This is a genomic window from Flexivirga sp. B27 (assembly GCF_052905685.1).
On the sequence record NZ_JBPYUM010000003.1, the window covers coordinates 199,986 to 215,307 of the forward strand.

The following is a 15,322-nucleotide window of genomic DNA, read 5'->3' on the forward strand; positions in this document are numbered from 1 at the left end:
CGGGCCAGGTCGGCGTTCGGTGGTCCTAACCTTCGACGGTCGAGGTTTGGGGCGGGTATGGCGTCAAGCGGTCAGCGGACCTCGATGCCGGCGCCGGCGGTCGTGTGCCCGATCACCGGATAGCCCGGCACCTCGCCGACGATCAGCAGCCCGCCCGAGGTCTGCGCGTCGGCCAGGAAGAGCAGGTCGTCCTCGGTGATGCCGGATCCCGCGCGCAGGTGCGGGCGCACCCAGTCCAGGTTGCGTCGAGTGCCGCCGGAGATGTGACCGGCGGCCAAGGCATCCAGGGCGCCATCGATCGCCGGCACCGCCGATCGGTCGAGCACGGCGCCGATGCCGGATGCCCGGCACAGCTTGTGCAGGTGCCCGAGCAGCCCGAAGCCGGTCACGTCGGTCGCGGCCTTCACCCCCGCGGCGAGTGCGTCGCGGGCGGCGACGTCGTTGAGCGCGGTCATCGACGTGATCGCTGCCTCGATGGGGTCGCTGGTCTGCTTGTGGTGGTTGTTGAGCAACCCGACACCGATCGGTTTGGTGAGCGTCAGCGGCATACCGGCAACGCCGGCATCGTTGCGCAGCAGGCGATCCGGGTCGGCGACGCCGGTGACCGCCATCCCGTATTTCGGCTCCGGATCGTCGATCGTGTGCCCGCCGATCACCGGGCAGCCCGCCTGCCGGCCGACGTCGAGTCCGCCGCGCAGCACCTCGGTCATCATGTCCATCGGCAGCACGCCGCGCGGCCAGCCGACCAGGTTGATCGCGACCACCGGCTGGCCGCCCATCGCGTAGATGTCCGACAGCGCGTTGGCCGCCGCGATGCGCCCCCAGTCGTAGGGGTCGTCGACCACCGGTGTGAAGAAGTCGGCGGTCGAGAGCACGGCGAGGTCGTCGCGCACGCGCACGGCTGCTGCGTCGTCACCGTCGTCGACGCCGACCAGCACGTCGGGCCCGGCCTGCCCCGTCAGGCCACGAACCGCGTCCTCGAGCTCACCGGCAGGGATCTTGCATGCACACCCGCCGCCGTGTGCGTAGTCGGTAAGTCGTAGGGCCTGCGCGCTCGTCATACCTCGAGGGTATGCCGACCCACCCGATCCGCCAGTGACGGCTTCCTCGCCGAGAGACGCCCTCATCTCACCGTCACTCGGTGGGGGAGCCGTCAGTCGATGGGTTGCGAGGGGCCGGTAGGTTGGCCCTGGAGGCGTCAGGGTTCCTGGTGGGCCCCCCGGCCTTCAAAGCCGGTGAGGCCGAGCATCTCGGTCTGGCGGGTTCGATTCCCGTCCGTCTCCGCCAGCTCGTATGTCGCGCACGGAGGTGTCGATGTCGTCGAAGGAGTCCCCCAGGCGGTCGGCCGAGGTGTCGGCCAACCAGCCGACCAGCCTGCCGACCACGGACCCACGCAGCCGCATCCCGCGCACCGACACGCTGCTCGCCTCTGCAGAGGCCATCGCCGCGATCCCCCGACTCGGTCCGGACGCCGTACGCCGCCTGGTCGGTGCGACCCAGGACCGCGCCCGCCGTGGAGAGATCGCCCCGGAACAGGTGAGCGAGACGCTTGCCGACGCGCTGGCGCGGCAGCGCACCACCCGGCTGCGCCCGGTGCTCAACGCGACGGGCGTCGTCATACACACCAACCTCGGGCGGGCGCCGCTGTCGAGTGCAGCCATCGACGCAGTGCGCGAAGCAGCGGAGTATGTCGACGTCGAACTCGACCTCGCGACCGGCAAGCGGTCCAAGCGAGGCGCCGCGGCTCGGGCGGCACTGCTCGCACAGTGCCCCGCCGCGGAGGACGCGCTGGTCGTCAACAACGGCGCAGCCGCGCTCGTGCTGGCGACCACCACGCTCGCGCAGGGACGCGAAATCATCGTCAGCAGAGGCGAACTGATCGAGATCGGTGCGGGATTCCGGCTGCCTGACCTGATCGCCTCCACCGGTGCACGGCTGCGGGAGGTAGGCACCACCAACCGCACCCACCCGCAGGACTACGCCGACGCGATCGGCCCGGACACCGGGTGCATTCTCAAGGTGCACCCGAGCAACTTCCGGGTCGAGGGGTTCACCTCGTCGGTGGCTGTGCCGGAGTTGCATGAGCTCGCTGCACGGCACGACCTGCCGCTGCTGGTGGACCTCGGCAGCGGCCTGCTCGAGCCCGACCCACTGCTGCCGGACGAGCCCGACGCGACGTCTGCGCTGAGCGCGGGTGCCGACGTCACGACGGCAAGCGGCGACAAGCTGCTCGGCGGCCCGCAGGCGGGAATCATCTTGGGGCGCAACGAAATCGTCGGTCGTATGGCGAAACATCCGCTGGCCCGGGCGGTCCGCGCCGACAAGCTCGCACTTGCCGCACTCGAGGCCACCCTCACCGGTCCTGTCGCGCCGACTACGGAGGCGTTGCATGCAGACCCGGCCCGCCTGCGAGAGCGGGCCGAGAAGCTCGCGGCCGAGGTCGGGGGAGAAGTCGTCGCGCACGACGGGCGGGTCGGCGGCGGCGGAGGAGCCGGTGTGCCGTTGCCCGGATGGGCGGTGTCCTTGCCCGAAAATGCCGCTGCCGCAATGCGACTCGGCGACCCAGCCGTCATGCCGCGGGTCCATGACGGTCGGTGTCTGGTCGACCTGCGCTGTGTGCCTGAGGCCGACGACCAGCGGCTGACTGCGGCAGTTCGCGCCGCACTCGGGTGACATGTATGTCGTAGCCACCGCCGGGCATGTCGATCACGGCAAGAGCACCCTGGTCCGTGCTTTGACCGGTGTCGAACCCGACCGGTGGGCCGAGGAGAAGCGCCGCGGACTGACCATCGATCTCGGATTCGCCGCGATGACAACGCCTTCCGAGAAGCAGGTTGCCTTCGTCGACGTGCCCGGTCACGAGCGATTCCTCGGCAACATGCTGGCGGGACTCGGGCCCGCACCGATCGTGTGTTTCGTGGTGGCCGCGGATGAGGGCTGGCAGGCACAGTCGGCCGAGCACCGTGACGCGATCCGTGCACTCGGCATCGAGCGCGGTGTCGTGGCGATCACGCGCACCGACCTCGCACCGAACGGTGCTGCCGAGGTGGTCGATCAGGCGCGCAGGGAACTCGCCGAGACCGGTCTGCGGGACGCGCCGGTGATCGCCGTGTCCGCGGTCACCGGGGACGGCATCCAGGAGTTGGTGGACGCTCTCGAGGGCGTGCTGGCGACGGCTCCGGATCCGTTGGTGGACAGTCGGATCCGTGTCTGGATCGACCGAGCGTTCTCCATCAAGGGATCCGGCACCGTCGTGACGGGCACGCTGAGCGCCGGGACCATCTGCACCGGCGACCGGCTGACGTTGCACGGTGCGGGCGACCCCGCCGAGGTGAGTGTGCGTGGCCTCCAGCAGCACGACGCGCCGGTCACCCGGGTCACGCCCGTCAGTCGCGTCGCGGTGAACCTGCGGGGCATCGAGGCGGGTGCGGTCCACCGTGGCGACGTCCTGACGACCGGTGGCCAGTGGCAGCTCACGGACTCGATCGACGTTCGACGATGCAGCGGGCCGCCGCTGACCGACCTGCCCGAGCAGTTGATGATGCACGTTGGCACGCTCGCGATCCCGGCACGGATTCGGCCGTTCGGCGCAGAAACGGCCAGAGTCACGTGCGACCGTGACCTGCCGCTGACGCTGGGTGACCGAATCATCCTGCGCGACAGCGGATCCCGGTCATTCGCCGGAGTCCAGGTCGTTGACGTCGACCCGCCCGCACTGCGCAGACGGGGCGCCGGCCGTCGGCGAGCCCAGGAGATTTCGGCGCGCCCGACGACAGGGGACGTCCGTGCGGAGGTGGCACGCCGGCAGGCGGTCACCGTCGAGAGACTGCAGCAGCTCGGGGTGCAGGTCCCGGAGGCGCCGCCGACGGGTGTTGTCGCGCACGGTGACTGGTGGGTGGACGAAGCTGCGCTCACCGAATGGGCTGGAACGCTGCGCACCGCGGTCGAGACCGACCGCACGCGAAATCCCCTGTCGGCCGGCCTGTCTCGTGGTGCAGCCGCTGACCTGTTGCAACTTCCGGACCCGAGCCTGCTCGCTCTCGTGGTCACCAGGGCGGAGTTGTCCGGCAGTGGGTCGGCGATCACGACGTCGGCCGGCACCGACGATCTCGGTCCGGCCGAGGAACCGGTGGCACACGTCGAGTCGCGCCTGCGGGAGCTGCCGTTCGCCGCGCCGGAAGCCGACGAATTGACCCGGCTCGGGCTCGGCGCCCGCGAGTTGGCCGCAGCGGAGCGTGTCGGGCGACTGTTGAGACTCCCCGGCGAGGTGATTTTGTTGCCGACGGCACCGGCTCTCGCCATGCGTGAATTGTCCCGGTTGCCAGAGGTGTTCACCACCAGCGAGGCACGGAAGGCGCTGGACACGACACGTCGTGTCGCCATACCGCTGCTGGAGCACCTGGATGCGCGAGGGTGGACCCGACGCATAGACGCCGGCCACCGCAGCATCGTGCGGTGACCGGCGTCGAGTCGGCGAAGAGGGGAGTGCGCGTCAGGCTTCGGCCAGCGCCAGGTCGCCGGTCGCGGTCTGTGCTTTCGGGCGTCGACCGGAGATCGTCAGGGCGATGGCACCGCCGATGAAGGCGGCCAGCGCTCCGGCCAGGAAGCACATCTTGAACGCGTCCACGGACGGTATCGCGGGTGTGCCCGGCTTCAGGGTGATGGTCTGGCTGGTCAGCAGGCTGGCCATGACGGCTCCGGCGATTGTGGTGCCGATCGAGCGCATCACGGTGTTGATGCCGACTCCGGCGCCTGCTTCGGCGGCGGGTACGTTCTCCAGGATGAGGGTCGGCATCGCGGCATACCCGATGCCGACGCCCGCAGAGCTGACACAGCTCGCGATCAGCAGCTCCCACGCGCTGCCCATCATGAACAGCGCCATCAGATAACCGATCCCGATGACCGCGGCACCGATGGCCAGCGTGAGGCGGGGGCCGATCGTGGTCATCAGCTTGCTGGAGACCGGGGCAAGAAGCATCATCATCAGACCGGCCGGCGCCATCCAAAGGCCGGCCTGCAGGATGCTCTGACCGAGGCCGTAACCGGTCACCTCCGGCATCTCCAGCAGCTGCGGTATGACGATCGCCTGGGCCATCATGCCGAAGCCGATCAGCATCGCGGCGAGATTGGTGAGCAGCACCGGTCGGCGGGCGGTGGTGCGCAGGTCGACCAGCGGCTCGGAACGGCGCAATTCGTAGACGCCCCAGAGGAGCAGGACGATCACACCACCGATCACAGTGACCAGGGTGTTGGCAGATGCCCAGCCCCAGTCGTTGCCCTTGGAGATTCCGACCAGGACGGCCACGAGGCCGATGGCCAGACCGACTGCGCCGACCATGTCGATGGATGCAGGGTGACCGTCGGCGACGTGCGGGACCAGGAGGGCCGTCGAGAGGGCCATCAGTGCGGCGAGTGCCGCTGACACCCAGAAGAGCGTGTGCCAGTTGTAGTCCTGGGCGATCCAGGCGGCCAGCGGCAGTCCGATCGCACCGCCGACGCCCATCGTCGCGCTCAGGGTCGCGATCGCGGTGGACGCCATGTGTGCGGGCACGACCTCCCGGACCAGGCTGATGGCGACGGGGATGAAGCCCATTGCAATGCCCTGCAGGAAGCGCCCGCCGATCATCGGCCACACGCTCGTGGACAGTGCACACACGACCGAGCCGGCCACCAAGATCACCGAGGACCCGACGAGCACGCGCTGTTTGCCGATGATGTCGCCGAGGCGCCCGGCGACCGGCATCGCGACGGCGCCACCGAGCAACGTCGCCGTGACGACCCAGGACGTGTCGCTTGCCGAGGCGTGCAACAGCTGCGGCAGCTCGATCTGGATCGGCAGGACGAGCGTCTGCATCAGCGCCGCGGACAGCGCGCCGAAGCAGAGCACCGCGACGATCAGTTGTGGTTTGACCGGCGCGGGCGCTGGTGGTGTTTCAGATGTCGTTGGCATGACTCCCCATTCGCGAGTGTGACAATATGTATGTTGCATGCATGTTTCCTTGTCTGTCAAACTGCGCGTATGACGGATCGGGAGGTCGCCAGCACACGGGACATCGCCACAGACCTGCGCACACTCGCGCGCGACACGACCGTGCCACCGCAACGGCGCCTGGCGGCGATCTTCCATTCCTTCGACGTCAACCGGCGCGTGGTCGAGGCCAAGACCGCTTTGACGGCAGCCGACATGCGCCTGCTGTGGCTGCTGTCCGACGATCGCCCGCGCACGCAGCGAGAGATCTCCACCGAGCTCAATCTCGAGCAGTCGACGGTCAACCGGCAGGTCAACGCCGCCTTGCGTGAGGGCTTGATCGAGCGCGAGGCCGGCCAGCACGGGTCGGCGGTGCTGAGTGCATCCGCCGATGGGCGACGATGCTACGAGGCGGACATCGAGACACTGATGGGCGTGCTCGGGAGTGCACTGCAGGCGCTCGGTGACGGCGGCGAGGAGTTCATCGTGTCGTTGGCGACGTTCGCCGAGGCCTATCGCGCGGCGATGCCTGACGTCCGCTGAGGGGTCGTACGAACGCTCCCGGCAGGGGCGTCCGGCAATTGGACCCGATTACTTGGACGTCCTACTATCGACATAGAGCCGCAGCATCTTTCGAGTGGAGATCCCATGTCCGAGGCACCCGCCCTGCACGTCCCGCAGAACCCGGTGCGCATCGTCACCGCGTCCAGCCTCTTCGACGGGCACGACGCGTCGATCAACATCATGCGCCGCATCATGCAGAGCCAGGGCGCGGAAGTCGTCCACCTCGGGCACAACCGCAGCGTCCAGGAGGTCGTCGACGCGGCAATAGAGGAGGACGCACAGGGCATCGCGGTCAGCTCCTACCAGGGCGGCCACGTCGAATACTTCGAATACCTCGTGCAGCTCCTGCGTGACGCAGGCGCCGACCACATCAAGGTCGTCGGCGGTGGCGGCGGCGTGATCGTCCCCGAGGAGATCGCGCGGCTGCGCGAGTCGGGCGTGCACATCTTCAGCCCGCAGGACGGCCAGCGAATGGGCCTGGTCGGGATGATCAACGAGGTCATCAAGGACTGCGACTTCAATGTGTATGACGTCAGCCGACCCGACGCCCACGCCGTCATCTCCGGTGATCGTGCCGCGGTCGCCCGCACCATCAGCGGAGCGGAGCAGGCAGCTCTCGACGCCGACCTGCTGAAGGACCTTCGTGCCGCTGCGGACTCCCGCCATACGCCCGTGCTCGGCATCACCGGAACCGGCGGCTCGGGCAAGTCCAGCCTGACCGACGAGCTGGTCCGCCGCATCCGGATGGACCAACAGGACAAGCTGCGGGTCGCGTGCGTGGCGATCGATCCGACCCGCCGGCGTGGCGGCGGTGCGTTGCTCGGTGACCGCATCCGGATGAATTCCCTTGACGGCGAACGCATCTTCTTCCGCTCGCTGGCCACTCGTGGTGGTCGTGAAGTGCCCGAGGAGCTCGCCGAGGTGCTGACGGTGCTGCGCGCCGCGGCATACGACCTGATCATCGTGGAGACCCCCGGCATCGGCCAGGGTGACGCGGCGATCATCGACTTCGCCGACGTCAACCTCTACGTCATGACGCCGGAGTTCGGTGCGCAGAGCCAGCTGGAGAAGATCGACATGCTCGACTTCGCCGACGTGGTCGCGATCAACAAGTTCGAGCGGCGCGGTGCGATGGACGCGCTGCGCGACGTCGGCCGCCAGATGGTCCGCAACCGCGAGGCGTTCGGCAAGAAGCCCGAGGACATGCCGGTCTTCGGCACCTCCGCGGCGACGTTCAACGACGACGGGGTGACCGCGCTCTATCAGGAGTTGAAGACCGAGCTCAGCGGCAAGGGGCTCGAGCTCGCCAACGGCGCACTCGAGCCGGTGTCGGTGCGGCACTCGTCGGTGCTGCGCCAGGTCGTGCCGCCGCAGCGGGTTCGCTACCTCGCCGAGATTGCCGAGACGGTGCGCGGCTATCACGCCGACACTGAGCGGTATGCCGCCGCGGCGCGCCGCGTGCAACACCTGACGACAGCTCGGGATGCGTTGGCGGACAAGGCTCCTGACGCGCTCAACGGACTGATCGACGAGGCCGGCGAGATCGTGCCCGGCTCGGTGACACGCTTGCTCACCGACTGGCCGAAGGTCGTGGAGTCCTACAGTGGCGACGAGCAGGTCGTGAAGATCCGCGACAAGGACATCCACACCAAGCTGACCCGGGAGTCGTTGTCCGGCAACAAGGTTCGCCGGGTCTCACTGCCGCGCTACGAAGACCACGGTGAGCTGCTCTCCTTCCTGCGGCGGGAGAACCTGCCCGGCTACTTCCCTTACACCGCAGGGGTTTTCCCCTTCAAGCGGGACAACGAGGACCCGGCGCGGATGTTCGCCGGTGAGGGCGACCCGTTCCGCACCAACCGTCGGTTCAAGTTGCTGTCCGAGGGCCAGCCGGCGACCCGTTTGTCGACGGCGTTCGACTCGGTCACTCTCTACGGCCGTGATCCCGACCGTCGTCCCGACATCTACGGAAAGGTCGGCACGTCAGGCGTTTCCATCGCAACGTTGAACGACATGAAGGTCCTCTACGACGGCTTCGACCTGACCTCGCCGACGACCAGCGTGTCGATGACCATCAACGGTCCGGCGCCGACGATCCTGGCGTTCTTCCTCAACACCGCGATCGACAAGGAGTTGGCGAAGTTCGCCGACGAGCAGGGCCGCGAGCCGAATGACGAGGAAACTCAGGACATTCGGGCGCGCGCGCTTGCGACGGTGCGCGGCACCGTGCAGGCCGACATCCTCAAGGAGGACCAGGGCCAGAACACCTGCCTGTTCTCCACCGAGTTCTCCCTGCGGATGATGGCCGACATCCAGGAATGGTTCATTGCCAACGGTGTTCGCAACTTCTACTCGGTGTCGATCAGCGGCTACCACATTGCCGAGGCCGGCGCGAACCCGCTGAGTCAGCTGGCCTTCACGCTGGCCAACGGCTTCACCTATGTCGAGGCCTACCTTGCCCGCGGCATGGATATCGACGACTTCGCGCCCAACCTGTCGTTCTTCTTCTCCAACGGCATGGATCCGGAATACTCGGTCATCGGCCGCGTCGCACGGCGCATCTGGGCCGTCGCAATGCGCGACAAGTACGGCGCCAACGCGCGGAGCCAGAAGTTGAAGTATCACGTGCAGACCTCTGGCCGGTCACTGCACGCGCAGGAGATGAACTTCAACGACATACGCACCACGCTGCAGGCGCTGATCGCGATCTACGACAACGCGAATTCGTTGCACACCAACGCGTATGACGAAGCGGTGACCACGCCGTCGGAGGAGTCGGTGCGGCGGGCGCTCGCCATACAGCTGATCATCAACCGCGAGTGGGGCCTGGCGATGAACGAGAACCCGCTGCAGGGTTCGTTCATCATCGACGAGCTGACCGACCTGGTCGAGGAAGCGGTGTTGATGGAGTTCGACCGGATCGCCGAGCGTGGTGGTGTGCTCGGCGCGATGGAGACCGGCTACCAGCGCGGCAAGATCCAGGACGAGTCGCTGCTCTACGAGCACCGCAAGCACGACGGCTCGCTGCCGATCGTCGGCGTGAACACCTTCCGCAACCCGCACGAGGGTGAGACCCGGCAGAAGGTCGTGCTGGCCCGCGGCTCCGAGCAGGAGAAGAGCTCGCAGCTGTCCCGCGTCGAGGAGTTCCAGCAGGAGCACCGCGACGAGGCGCAGCAGGCGCTGGCGCGGTTGCGTGAAGCGGCGACCAACGACGAGAACGTCTTTGCGGTGTTGATGGACGCCGCGCGGGTGTGCTCGTTGGGTCAGATCACCGAGGCGTTCTTCGAGGTCGGCGGTCAGTACCGCCGCAACGTCTGACGCCCCCATACCGAGCGGACACGAACCACACTGAGCGGACACGAAAATCGGCCCATTCGGAGCCGATTTACGTGTCCGCTCGGTGGTTTTGTGTCCGCTCGATCGGTGGATCGGGTCAGGCGTCGAGCGCCTGCTCGAGGTCGGCACGCAGATCCTCGACGTCCTCCAGACCGATCGAGATGCGCACGACGTCGGCGTCGGGACGTGCGTCCGGCGGCACCGGCCGGTGGGTGAGCGACGCCGGGTGCGAGATGAGCGACGTCACGCCGCCGAGTGAGACAGCGTGCTCGAAGAGTCGCACCGAGCTGACGAGACGCGCGGCGGCGTCATACCCGCCGGTGAGGCGGAGCGCGAACATCGCTCCGGCGCCACGCATTTGGCGCCCCACGAGGCCGGCCGGGTCACACTCGGACAGGCCGGGGTAGAACACTTCGGCGATCGCCGGGTGCTCGCTCGCCCATGTGACGAGCTTGTCCGCGGATGCCTGCGCGGCGCGCACACGCAGCGGCAGGGTGGCCAGGCCGCGGTGCAGCAGGTAGCCGCCCATCGGGTGCAGCAGGCTGCCGGTGATCGCGCGGACCCGGCGCAGCGCCTCGGCCCACGGCGTGCTCGTCGCGACGACTCCGGCGATCGCATCGCCATGTCCGCCAATGAATTTCGTCGCGCTGTGCAGCACCAGCGCTGCACCGAACTGTGCCGGGTTCTGCAGCACCGGAGTGGCGAAGGTGTTGTCGACGACGACTGGCGCGTCGCCCGCAGCGGCAGTGATGGCGGCGATGTCGACCAGTTGCAAGGTCGGGTTCGCCGGTGTCTCGACGACCACGAGGCAGGTGTCGGACCGGACGGCCGACGAGACCTCGTCGGCGGTGCAGTAGGTGGTCTCGACGTCCAGCAACGGGCAGCCGAGCAGGTGGTCCGTGCCGCCATACAGGGGACGTACGGCGACGACGTGGCGCCCCTGGCGTTCACTCTTGGCGGCGAGTATGACGGCCGTCATCGCGGCCATGCCGGAGGAGAACGCGACGGCTTCGTCGGTGCCCTCCAAGGCGGCCAGGCCGTCCTCGAAGCGTGCGACGGTCGGGTTCCAGAGCCGCGCGTAGACGTTGCCGCCGCCGTCGACCGGCCGCCCGCCACCGGCCATCGTCTCGTAGGACAGCCCGCTCGCGTCGAGGTCCGGGACGGGGTTCGTGGTGGACAGGTCGATCGACGGCACGTGCACGCCCTGCTCGGCCAGGCCCTCCCGGCCGGCGTGCGGCGCGATCGAATCCAGCTGCAGCTCGGGTGTCGTCATGCGCGGCACGCTAAGGGGAAATATCGAAAATTGTGGAAGTCACCGAAGAATCCACGAGATGATGCGGAACATGCCGTGGAATTCATTGATGTCGGTGGTCCGATGACGGCCGCGCCGAAGAATCCGTCCGGGCTCGACCAGGTCGATCTGGCCATCCTGGCCGAGCTCGCCGGCAATGCACGGGTGACCGGCGCGGCCCTCGCCAAACGGGTCGGCGTCGCCGAGTCGACCTGCGCCAAGCGAGTGCAGCTGCTGCGCGACCGGGGCGTGATCGCCGGCTTCACCACGCAGATGGATCTCGCAGCGCTCGGGCACCCGATCCAAGCCGTCATCGCGGTGCGCCTGGCCAGTCACAATCGGGACCATGTGCTGCGCTTCCACGACGCGCTGACCGCCATACCCGGTGTGCTGACGGTGTTCCACGTAGCGGGGGAGAACGACTACCTGCTGCACGTCGCGGTGACCAGCCCCGAGCAGTTGCGGGACCTGGTGCTGGAGCACATCAACGTGCACCGGGGCGTGCGGCACACCGAGACCCAGCTGGTCTTCAGCGTGATGCAGGGAGCCGGGATCTTCGCCGCCACCGATTGAGCGGCATACCTCCGTCACGAGCGGCGCACCGATACGCGCCCGATCGGTCTGCCGCTCAATGCATGGGTATGCCGGTCAATCGGAGAGCAAGTGGTAGGCCTCGATCAGTGACGGGCCGTACCAGGTGATCAGCCGGCCGCTGACCAGGCGCGTCGGTGTCCGGAATGCCTCGGGGCCGTCGTCGGCGGTGAATTCGTACGGCTCATCCGGCAGAAGTATGACGTCCGCCCCATGGGAGTCGATGTCCGTCACCTCGGCATGGGGATAGCGTCCCTCGGCGTCGGCATACACATTCTGAAAACCGATGTGGCGCAACAGATCTCCGGTAAAAGTGCGCGACCCTACGACCATCCACGGGTCGCGCCAGATCGGCACGGCGACACGGGTGTGGACGACCGGCGGCGGGCCGGACCAGAGTGACCGGGCCTCCTCCAGCCACTCCGGCCGATCCCACTGGAGGACCTGGTCGAAGAGTTCGTCATACGCGTCGAAAGCCGCCGGCACCGTTTCGATCTCGCTGACCCACACGTTGATCCCGGAGTCGCGCAGGCGGCGCACGTCGAGTTCGCGGTTCTCCTCCTTGTTGGCCACGACGACGTCGGGTTGCAAGGAGCGAATGGTGTCGAGATTGGGGTTCTTGGTGCCGCGCACGGGCGTGACCGACAGGTCGGCCGGGTGGGTGCACCAGTCGGTCGCGCCGACAACGGCTTCCGGGCAGGTGGTGGCCAGCGCCTCGGTGATCGACGGGACCAGCGAGACGACGCGTCGAGCTGACATCGAGACTCTCCTCTCTTCCGCAGGTTTCGATACGCTCCCCCGCTGCGCTCCTCCGCTACTCAACCAGCTTGGTGGGCTTCTTCGGTACTCAACCAGCTTGGTAGGGCTTCTTTGCCAGCTTGGTGGGGCTTCTTTGCTACTCAACCAGCGTGGCAGCGCCCGACCTGCCTGAGTCCCGGGGCGAACGGGCGACCTCAGTGCCATGATGACGAATATGGACTCGACGGCAACCACGGCATACCGGGCGGCGCGGGACTTCCTCCTGCAGCACCACGACGACTACGACCAGGCAGTCGAGGGCTTCCGATGGCCCGACCTGGGCGAGAGGTTCTGCTGGGCGATCGACTGGTTCGACGCCGTGTCGGTCGACAACGAGCGCCCGGCTCTGGCGATCGTGGAGCAGGACGGCGCGCGCACCAGCCGCACCTTCCAGGAGATGTCGCGTCGTTCCGACCAGGTCGCGCGATGGTTGAGTGACCTCGGTGTCGGCAAGGGTGACGCCGTCATCGTGATGCTCAACAACCAGGTCGAGCTCTGGGAGATCATGCTCGGCGTCATGAAGCTCGGCGCGGTCATCGTGCCGACGACGACCGCCGCCGGCCCGAACGAGTTGACCGACCGCATCGGACGGACGAGGGCGAAGGCCGTGGTGTGCAACGCCGGTGACGTCGACAAGCTGGACGGGGTCCCCGGCGACTACCTGCGTCTGAGCGTGGGGGCGGCCGATGGCTGGCAGGACGTGGCGGGTGCCTTCGACGCCGACTGGCAGCAGATCCCGCATCCGGGCACGACTCCCCAGGACCGGCTGTTGCTCTACTTCACCTCGGGCACCACGTCGAAGCCGAAACTCGTTGAGCACACGCAGGTTTCATATCCGGTGGGTCACCTGTCGACGATGTACTGGATCGGGCTGCGCCCCGGCGACGTCCACCTCAACGTGTCGTCGCCCGGCTGGGCGAAGCACGCGTGGTCCAACTTCTTCGCGCCGTGGATCGGCGAGGCGACGATCTTCCTCTACAACTACACGCGCTTCGACGCACCGGCGATGTTGGAGCAGTTGCGCACTGAGGGAGTCACCAGCTTCTGTGCACCGCCGACCGTATGGCGCATGCTCATCAACGCCGATCTGGGAGCCAAGCCGGACGCGCTCCGCGAAGTGGTCGGTGCCGGAGAACCGTTGAATCCAGAGGTGATTCGGCAGATCGAGAAGTCCTGGGGGCTGACCATCCGGGACGGCTACGGCCAGACCGAGACGAGCGTGCAGATTGCGAACACCCCTGGCTCGCCGGTGAAACCGGGCTCGATGGGTCGTCCGTTGCCCGGTGTGCCGTCGGGTCTCGCCGACCCGGTGACCGGTGAGTTGCTGCCGCCCGACGCGGACGAGGGCGAGATCTGCCTCGACCTCGGTCAGCACCCGGTCGGGCTGATGACGGGGTATGTCGCAGACCCCGATCGCAACGACACGGTGCTGGCGCACGGCGTCTATCACACCGGTGACGTGGCCTCCCGCGACGCGGACGGCTACTACACCTACATCGGCCGCACCGATGACGTCTTCAAGGCCTCGGACTACAAGATCAGCCCATTCGAGCTGGAGTCGGTGCTGATCGAGCATCCCGCCGTCGCCGAGGCCGCGATCGTGCCGGCGCCGGACCCTGTCCGGCTTGCCGTGCCGAAGGCCTACATCGCGCTCGCACCCGGCCACGAACCCACGGAACAAACGGCTTTCGAGATCCTGAAGTACGCGCGGGAGCACCTGGCGCCATACCAGCGGGTGCGGCGGGTGGAGTTCTACGAGCTGCCCAAGACGATCTCCGGCAAGATCCGCCGGGTCGAGTTGCGGGGACGCGAGGAGGAGATCGCCGGCGAGCGCTCCGTGCCCGAATGGCGCGACGACGACTTCCCTGAGCTCAAGGGCTAGCGCAGCACGACCGTCCGGTGGCCCTGCACGAAGACCCGTCCCTCGCAGTGCCACCGGACGGCGTTGGACAGCGCCTTGCACTCGGTGTCGCGCCCGGCGGCCACCAGGTCCGACGGCGTGTAGGAGTGGTCGACCTCCTGCACCTGCTGGGAGATGATCGGGCCTTCGTCGAGGTCGCCGGTGACGTAATGCGCAGTGGCACCAACGGTTTTCACGCCGCGCTCGTAGGCCTGGTGGTAGGGCTTGGCACCCTTGAAGCTCGGCAGGAACGAGTGGTGGATGTTGATCGCGCGACCGCTGAGGGTGCGCGCCAGATCGTCGGACAGGATCTGCATGTAGCGGGCCAGCACGACCAGGTCGACGTCGAGCTCGTCGACCAGTTGGAGCAGGCGTGCCTCCGCCTCGGCCTTGGTCGCGGACGACACCGGGATGTGGTGGAACGGGATCCGGTGCCAATGCACCAGATCCTCGTGGTCCGCGTGGTTGGAGACGACGGCGACGATCTCGATCGGCAGGTCGTCGATGTGCGCCCGGAAGAGCAGGTCGTTGAGGCAGTGCTCGAATTTCGAGACCATCACCAGCACGCGTTGCTTCTGCGTCGCGGGACGTAGCCGCGCGGTGAGGTGCCACTCGCTGCGCAGCGCGTCGAGGGACTGCTCCAACGCAGCAGTGCCGGGGTCGTGATCGTCGGGCACGACGAAGTCGACGCGGCATACATAACGGGCGGCGAGCTGGTCGTCGAACTGCTTGATCTCGCGTATGTCGGCGCGGTGGTCGACGAGGAAACCGGTGACCGCGTGCAGCAGCCCGGGTCGCTCGGCACCGTCCAGCGTCAGCACGTAGCGGTGTGCACTGTCGTCCGCGCTCATCACGAGTCTCCTTGTCCCTCGGGCAT

The 15,322-nt window shown here is 67.7% G+C and carries 11 protein-coding genes and 1 tRNA gene; 7 read left to right on the forward strand and 5 right to left on the reverse strand.

Annotation, left to right across the window (positions count from 1 at the left end; genetic code table 11):
- Positions 1-71 precede the first annotated feature (71 nt).
- On the reverse strand, positions 72-1,061 hold the full coding sequence (gene selD / locus ACSZL9_RS13270; protein ID WP_446665981.1) for a selenide, water dikinase SelD: 990 nt from the start codon (positions 1,059-1,061) through the stop codon (positions 72-74).
- A gap of 130 nt (positions 1,062-1,191) precedes the next feature.
- Between selD and ACSZL9_RS13275 the strand changes: the two genes are divergently transcribed.
- From ACSZL9_RS13275 to selB, 3 genes are all read left to right on the forward strand, one after another.
- Positions 1,192-1,287: transfer RNA gene (locus tag ACSZL9_RS13275), tRNA-Sec, on the forward strand.
- Positions 1,288-1,374: 87 nt separating this feature from the next.
- On the forward strand, positions 1,375-2,673 hold the full coding sequence (selA, locus tag ACSZL9_RS13280) for an L-seryl-tRNA(Sec) selenium transferase (RefSeq protein ID WP_446666368.1): 1,299 nt from the start codon (positions 1,375-1,377) through the stop codon (positions 2,671-2,673).
- Between the two features lies 1 nt (position 2,674).
- A complete protein-coding gene (selB, locus tag ACSZL9_RS13285) occupies positions 2,675-4,459 on the forward strand; it encodes a selenocysteine-specific translation elongation factor (RefSeq protein WP_446665982.1) in 1,785 nt (594 codons plus the stop codon).
- 33 nt (positions 4,460-4,492) lie between these two features.
- Here selB and ACSZL9_RS13290 read toward each other — a convergent pair whose 3' ends face one another.
- Positions 4,493-5,950, reverse strand: coding sequence for an MFS transporter (locus ACSZL9_RS13290; protein ID WP_446665983.1), 1,458 nt, complete (start codon positions 5,948-5,950; stop codon positions 4,493-4,495).
- Positions 5,951-6,019: 69 nt separating this feature from the next.
- Here ACSZL9_RS13290 and ACSZL9_RS13295 point away from each other — a divergent pair, with 69 nt between their 5' ends.
- Positions 6,020-6,511, forward strand: a complete 492-nt coding sequence (locus ACSZL9_RS13295; protein ID WP_446665984.1) for a MarR family winged helix-turn-helix transcriptional regulator — start codon at positions 6,020-6,022, stop codon at positions 6,509-6,511.
- 105 nt (positions 6,512-6,616) lie between these two features.
- On the forward strand, positions 6,617-9,847 hold the full coding sequence (icmF, locus tag ACSZL9_RS13300; RefSeq protein ID WP_446665985.1) for a fused isobutyryl-CoA mutase/GTPase IcmF: 3,231 nt from the start codon (positions 6,617-6,619) through the stop codon (positions 9,845-9,847).
- A 115-nt stretch (positions 9,848-9,962) separates the two neighbouring features.
- Here the strand turns inward: icmF and ACSZL9_RS13305 are convergent, their stop codons facing one another.
- Positions 9,963-11,138, reverse strand: coding sequence for a trans-sulfuration enzyme family protein (locus tag ACSZL9_RS13305; RefSeq protein WP_446665986.1), 1,176 nt, complete (start codon positions 11,136-11,138; stop codon positions 9,963-9,965).
- Between the two features lie 75 nt (positions 11,139-11,213).
- Here ACSZL9_RS13305 and ACSZL9_RS13310 point away from each other — a divergent pair, with 75 nt between their 5' ends.
- A complete protein-coding gene (locus tag ACSZL9_RS13310) occupies positions 11,214-11,729 on the forward strand; it encodes an Lrp/AsnC family transcriptional regulator (RefSeq protein WP_446665987.1) in 516 nt (171 codons plus the stop codon).
- Positions 11,730-11,804: 75 nt separating this feature from the next.
- Here the strand turns inward: ACSZL9_RS13310 and ACSZL9_RS13315 are convergent, their stop codons facing one another.
- Entirely contained in the window at positions 11,805-12,506 is a 702-nt protein-coding gene (locus tag ACSZL9_RS13315; protein WP_446665988.1) for a helical backbone metal receptor, read from the reverse strand.
- 214 nt (positions 12,507-12,720) lie between these two features.
- Here ACSZL9_RS13315 and ACSZL9_RS13320 point away from each other — a divergent pair, with 214 nt between their 5' ends.
- On the forward strand, positions 12,721-14,427 hold the full coding sequence (locus tag ACSZL9_RS13320; protein ID WP_446665989.1) for an AMP-binding protein: 1,707 nt from the start codon (positions 12,721-12,723) through the stop codon (positions 14,425-14,427).
- Here the strand turns inward: ACSZL9_RS13320 and purU are convergent.
- Positions 14,424-15,296, reverse strand: a complete 873-nt coding sequence (gene purU, locus ACSZL9_RS13325) for a formyltetrahydrofolate deformylase (protein WP_446665990.1) — start codon at positions 15,294-15,296, stop codon at positions 14,424-14,426. The genes ACSZL9_RS13320 and purU overlap by 4 nt on opposite strands.
- Between the last annotated feature and the right edge of the window lie 26 nt (positions 15,297-15,322).